The sequence below is a fragment of the Micromonospora yasonensis genome (genome assembly GCF_026013475.1).
Classification (GTDB): domain Bacteria; phylum Actinomycetota; class Actinomycetes; order Mycobacteriales; family Micromonosporaceae; genus Micromonospora; species Micromonospora yasonensis.
Window position 1 is genome coordinate 1 of the sequence record NZ_JAPDPH010000325.1, and the last position, 5,758, is coordinate 5,758.

The 5,758-nt window shown below is 70.1% G+C and carries 3 protein-coding genes; all 3 read right to left on the reverse strand.

The features are described from left to right. Nucleotides 1-23 precede the first annotated feature (23 nt). Nucleotides 24-1,499 carry a tyrosine-type recombinase/integrase gene (locus tag ONA70_RS34095; RefSeq protein ID WP_265010602.1) on the reverse strand — a complete coding sequence of 492 codons (1,476 nt, stop codon included), beginning with the start codon at nucleotides 1,497-1,499 and terminating at the stop codon, nucleotides 24-26. Nucleotides 1,500-1,501: 2 nt separating this feature from the next. After that, nucleotides 1,502-1,897 (reverse strand): helix-turn-helix domain-containing protein, encoded by a 396-nt coding sequence (locus ONA70_RS34100; RefSeq protein ID WP_265010603.1) that lies wholly within the window; start codon nucleotides 1,895-1,897, stop codon nucleotides 1,502-1,504. Nucleotides 1,898-2,393: 496 nt separating this feature from the next. Then, nucleotides 2,394-2,573, reverse strand: a complete 180-nt coding sequence (locus ONA70_RS34105) for a hypothetical protein (protein WP_265010604.1) — start codon at nucleotides 2,571-2,573, stop codon at nucleotides 2,394-2,396. Between the last annotated feature and the right edge of the window lie 3,185 nt (nucleotides 2,574-5,758).

The following is a 5,758-nucleotide window of genomic DNA, read 5'->3' on the forward strand; positions in this document are numbered from 1 at the left end:
CGAAGGCGAGTTGTGTACGCGGGTTACGCGGCTCGTCCGCGTCGTTGGCGGCGGGGGACGAGTTTGGCGGCGGCTTCGGCTTTGGCGCGTTCGATGTCGAGTTCGGCGATGACGGAGGTGTAGGTGTCGGTCATGGCGAGGGATGAGTGGCCGAGGAGTTCCTGGATGTCTTTGAGGTCGGCGCCGGCTGCTTTGAGGTAGGTGGCAGCGCAGTGGCGGAGGTCGTGCAGCCGGATCGGGGGTAGTCCGGAGTCGCGGACGAGGGCTTCGAACCGGTCGGTGACGGCCTGGGGGTGCCAGGGCTGCCCGTCGGGTTGGACGAAGAACAGTCCGGTGTCTGGCCACGCGGCGCCGCAGGCCAGTTTCCATCCGGCGCGGCGGGCGTGGTGCGCGCGCAGCGCCGCGTGGGTGAAGCTGTCGACGGCCATCACTCGGTTGCCGGATTCGGATTTGACCTTCTTGATCACGGGTGTGTAGCCGTGGGTGGTCAACTGTTGGGTGACGCTGATCAGGGCGTTGTCGAGGTCGACGGCGGTGTCGGTGAGGCCGATGGCCTCGCCGCGGCGTAGGCCGCGGTGGATGATGAGCACGAACAGCGGGTAGAGGACGATGTCGTGGTCCTCGGCGTAGTCGAGGAACTCCCCGGCTTGCTGCGGGGTCCACACCATGACGGGGCTGGGCCGTTCGCCGGTGTCGCGCCATTTCTGTACGGCGTTGGCGGTCCACACTCTGGCTTTGGGCCGGGTCGCGGAGGGTAGTTCGACGTGGGCGGCGGGGTTGAAGTCGATGAGCCGGTTGTTGCTTCTGCGGATGGCGTCGTTGAGGGCCTTGCGCAGGGTGGCGCGGATGCGGTGCATGGTGGACGGCCTTGTAGGCCGCCCGCCGCGGGCGCTGTCGCGGATGGCGGGGTCGTCGCTTTGTCGGGCGATCTCGATGGCGGTGTTGCGGTCGGCGATGGCGGTGAACATCGCCTCGATGTGTTCCACCCGCAACTTGACCAGGGGGATGTCGCCGAGGTGCGGGACCAGGTGGATGCGGATGTGTGACGCGTAGGTCAGGACGGTGGCGGGTTCGATGCCGCGCCGTGCCGCCAGCCACGAGTGGAGGTACTCGCCGACGGTCGTCGCGGCGGTGGCGGGCAGTCCGGCCCGGACCCGTCGGGCGATGGTGTCGCGGTCCGGTAGCGGGGCGCCGGAGGCGACCGCGAGGAGCAGGTCGGCGATCTCGGCGGCGACCGCCGCGTCGTCGCCCGCGAGGGCGAGCAAGGCCTTGGCCTGGTCGCGGTCGGTGGTGGCGGCGTCGCGGGAGTCGAAGATGCTGCGGCGTAGTTGCCGACGCGGCTGGCCGGGGTGGGTGGGTAGTTCGAGTTGGTAGGCCCACCGGCCGTGGGTGGGACTCCACGCCCCGCCCGTGCGGCGGAGTTGGGGGCAGCGGTTGCCGAGTTTACGGCCGTCGCTGTCGCGGCAGGAGCAGCGTTTGAAGACGGATCCTTCCGCCATGATCAGGTGTTCCCTTCGGTCGGGGTGTGCGGCAGCCGGTGGCTGCGGATTCGGTGCGGGGTGATCCACGCGTGCCTTCCGCCCGCGATCAAGTCGCCGTCGGCTGGTGGGGTCGAGGGCCCGGGGTCATCGGCGGCGGGCAGGTGCAGGGCGTGGAGGATGGCAGCGACCGGCACCCGGTAGCGGCTGCCGAAACGCAACACCGCGACTGGGAACTGGCCGCGCTTGGCCAGGTCGTAGGCGACAGACCGTGACAGCCCGAAGATCCGCGCCGCGGTGGCCAGGTCGGTGACCGGGCCCAGGGCGCGGATCCGCTGCACGGTCCATGTGCCGTCGGAGCCGTCGGAGGACGGGCCGGCAGGAGGTACGTCATTGGAGTGGTGTTCAGGGGTGGTCATCGCGAAGTGGTCCTTCCGGTGATCAAGAGAGAGGTCGCCCGGCTGGATACGGGCGGACATGGTGAGGCCGCAGGCCCGACCCGACGCCGACACGGCAGCGGACGCCGGCCGGGGCCGGCGGCGCGCCACACGGCGACCCGGCGCCGGCGGATCGCCGGCAACCGGATCGGTCAGGGTCCGGCCGACCCGAGACCCGGTGTGGGCCGACGAGGTGAAAGCCCTTGCTGATACGGCCGGGCACTCGCTCATCTGGTGGTCGCGTCGCGCCCGCGACGCGCTGACACTCTTAAACCCGCGTTTGTGTGCTCTGGCGAACGCCTGCCCCACTCACAGCGGCTCACAACGGCGGAGTTGCCTCTCGCGTCTCGCGTCGCTGGGTCCCTCCCGCGCCAGCCCAACCGTTCCCGCCGACGGAGCACCGCCGGCACGCACTGACAGAGGTATCCGTCGATGACATGGCCAGCGGTGGCCGCCGAACATGTCATCGCCGGACATATCACTCCGCTCGCGCCAGCGGGATGGACAGAATGTCAGTGACGCCGGACATGGCCACGGTGCCCTGACACGGCCCATGGCCGCCGGTGCCAACGGCGAGGTGGCGTCCGCGTCGCGTGGCCAGGTCGAGTGCCACGTCCGCGATGGCCATGTCGGCGAAGAACAGGTCCAGAGTGGCCACCGCACTGCGTCCGGCGCTCGTTGCAGGTGTCCGCAAGCATGTCACCGCCCTGCTCAACGGCCCTGCCGGACAAAATGTCAACGACGGGCGCCGATGCCATGGGTGGTGTTTCGGACACGAGGTCAGGGCGCGCCGGCGCGTGTCACGATCGCCGGCGGCCCGTGCCGCGGACACCTCCGCGCGACCGCCGTTGCCGTGTCAACGACCACGGTGTCAATCGGCGCTCTTCGTTGACATCGCGTACGTGTCCGGACACGCGGCCGGCGAGCTGGGACGGCGGCGCCATGGCCGGCGTTGTCCTGTCATCACGCCCGCGTCAATCGACCGGGTTCTCTGACAGTGTGGCGGCGAAACCACGTGTCCGGTCACGCCCGCCTCGGTGCCGCTCGGTGCTCCACTGCGTAGGAAGGCGCTGACGACGGCACGTCCGCCGCCGTGCCACAGCAGCCGGAGACAGACGTAGGCGCCACGGCTCGCGCCGCGGGTGGGTTGGCGAGCGTGGCGACATACAGCACCCGACCGGCGGCGCCACCGCCCGTGTCGTTCCTGCCGCCGCCGACCAGGCTGGTGGGCGTGTGAGCCGCTGTGAGTTCCAGTGAGCCGCTGTAGGCGGCTGTGAGCGCCGCGAGGGGCCCGGTGTTAGCGAGGCCGTTCTTGCCTCGGGGGATGCCTCGTTGGGTGACGGGTTCCGCGTCCGCTCCCACTCACAGGCCTGCTCAGAGCACCGATGGGTAATCCCACTGACCGCCGACGTGCGCGGCGCGGCAGGCCGCTGTGAGTGGCTGTGAGTTCGGCAGGCGTTCGCCAGGGCACACAAACGACGGTTCATAGATGGGCCCGTGAAGATCGCCCTTGGTGCCGTCGCCGCCTGGCAGCGGCGTCGCGCCAGCACGTCGGCGGACACCCGGTGCCCGCCTACCTCCTGCGCCTGGCCGTCAAGCCGGCCCACAAGGCGTTCCTCGCCGGCCGGGAGTGAGGCCGAGCGGCCCGGTAACCCGTATCGGGGTCCGTGTCGCGTCGGTGTCGGCCCCCATGGCTGGGTCGCCCTTGAACCTGGACCCGGAACGGACCCCCGGGTGCCGCTGTCGCTGCAGCACACGCCGCCGGTGATCGATCCGTCCCTGCCGACAAAGACCCTCCGGTCTCTCCCTCACTCGGGCAGGAGACCCAAGGTCCAGTCCGACCATCTGCTTCGTGCCTAATCCACACTGACCGTCCGCGACCACGTCCTGCGCGGCTGGCTGCCGACCACGGCTGACCGCGCCGGAGATCGCCTACGCCCTGTTCCGGCCGCTGGACTTCACCCGACCCCGGCTGCGCCGGATGCGGCCTCCGCGCCGCGACGTGCGTTCACACCCTCAAAACGGGCTCTGTGAGCTCTGGCGAACGCCCCCCTGATCTGACAGACCTCTAACAGCAGAGGGGCTGACCTGACAGCCCTGGTTGGAGGCCGTCGCCTCGCACGCCGGTCTCACTGGTCTTGACCGGCGATGCCGCCGAAGGTCAGAGCATCGGCTCGGCCCTGACGCTACCGCCGGACACCGAGCGTGACGGAAACGCCTAACGTCGGCGGCCGGCCTCCCCCAAGCTGCTCGACGGGCGTATGGCTGCTGAGCTGCTCTGTCAGCCCGGCGACCGCCTTGCCGGAGCCGTGTCAGATCGTTGTTGGACGCCCGGGGCGTTCGCCAGAGCTGACAGGAGCCGGTTTGAGGGCGTGGGAGTTTCCGCGCGGCGGCCGCAAGGCCGGATTCGGGCCCACGCGGGTCGACTGGGTCCGGGAGGTCGGCGTCGATCTCGTCGATGACCGCCTACACAAGGGCGGCGCTCTACGGCTGGCAGGCGAAGGATGCGGAGAGATCGTCGGCGAGCGGCCATCGGCGACTCGTTCTGGGGCTTCCGTGCCCCCTTCGTCTGGGGCTTCACCGCGCCTTCACCACCCCCTGACGACCATCGCGCCCCGCGCAACGGCCGGATGCGGCTGTCAGCGCAGCACACCGCCGGTGACCGGCCCTCGTCATCGGCGGTGACAGTTCCAGACTCCCTCCCAAAGGAGGGAGTCTCCTTCCACCTCCTCCCCCAGGAGGCCGCCGACTTCCCCACGACGGCAGGCGAGAAGGTCCCACGTGGTGACCAATGATCAGGCTGCCGTTCCGTGGACCGGGCCGGATCTTGTAAGCGGCAACGGGCGCGGCCGCCAGGACGACAACGACGTTCGCCAGACGCCGCCGTGAAGGTGGCCGGCGCAAGCCGTTGACTTTCCGTCGCACCAGAGCGATCGTCGAACACCACCCACTCTCAGATGATCAGCAACAACTCCCCGCCCGCCCGCAGCTCGGCGTCGCCCGCGTCACCTCGCCCACCCGCCCTCGCGGCCGGTCGGCCGGTTGCCGCCCCTCGCCACCACGCTGCTCGGCCGGACCCGGAGCCCCGAACGTGAACCTGGTGATCCCAGCCGGCCACGACGAAATGACGAGCACATCAACCCCTACCGGCGCGACGGCCCGCCGCATGTCGAACGCTCCGCCGGACGCGGTCCAGGCGCCGTGCCCGCGACGTAGACGATGCTCAGGAAGCGATGTACCCGCCTGTCCGGTGCGCGTACAGCAACGTCACGGAGCACGACTGGAACTTGCCGCCTGCTCAGCATTACCGGCGGCAGCGCTGCCGGACGAAGTGGTGCCGTGACCGGGCGGTGAACCACGATGGGCGAAGCGACGCCCGAAAGGCGGCGTCAAAGATCGGTCATAGGCGCGCCGAGTGCGCCAGCACCCGGAACGGCGGTCACCCTCGACCTACCGGCACCCGCGGTGGCATGGCTCCACGCCCCCGAGCGAGGGGTCCTGTCACCCTGCCGGCCCTGCGGTTGTCCAGCGCACTCGAACGAACCCGCCCCGCCATCGGCCGTCCTGCCCTGCCCTTGACCACGTGCGTCCGAGCCCAGCTGTGGCGCGGGAAGGCGGCCTTGCGGTTCTCACCGGGCCAAGGGAGAGGTGGCCTGTCGCCGGGCGCCCCAGGCCGGGGCACACGATCACAGCCTGGCCGGCGAACAGGCTGCCCTTTCCCTCTTTCGGCCGGTCATCTCGTCGATCACAAACCCGTAACGCCGCCTTGCTCATGCAGAGGCAGGTCAGCACGCCGGAGCGCGCGCCGTCCGGCGGCTTCGAGGACCGCTACTGTCCGCGTTG